This is a genomic window from Paenibacillus taichungensis, from assembly GCF_013359905.1.
GTDB classification, from domain to species: Bacteria; Bacillota; Bacilli; order Paenibacillales; family Paenibacillaceae; genus Paenibacillus; species Paenibacillus taichungensis.
In genome coordinates this window covers 1-284 of the sequence record NZ_JABMCC010000019.1, presented here as the reverse complement: position 1 = coordinate 284, position 284 = coordinate 1, and the positions used below count along the sequence as shown (strand labels likewise).

The following is a 284-nucleotide window of genomic DNA, read 5'->3' as shown; positions in this document are numbered from 1 at the left end:
GAGCGAACGCGGAGAAGCCCAAACCAGAGAGCTTGCTCTTTGGGGTTGTGGGACATCTCACATGGAGTTACAAAGGAACCGGTTAAACGAAGAGGTCTGGAAAGGCCCGCCAAAGAAGGTAAAAGCCCTGTAGTTGAAAGTCTGTTCTCTCCGAGATGTATCCCGAGTAGTGCGGGGCACGTGAAACCCCGTATGAATCCGGCAGGACCATCTGCCAAGGCTAAATACTTCCTAGCGACCGATAGTGAAGCAGTACCGTGAGGGAAAGGTGAAAAGCACCCCGG

1 rRNA gene is annotated in these 284 nt (G+C 53.2%); it reads left to right on the top strand.

Annotation, left to right across the window (positions count from 1 at the left end):
• Window positions 1-284, top strand: a 23S ribosomal RNA gene (locus HP548_RS00090); the annotation flags it as partial.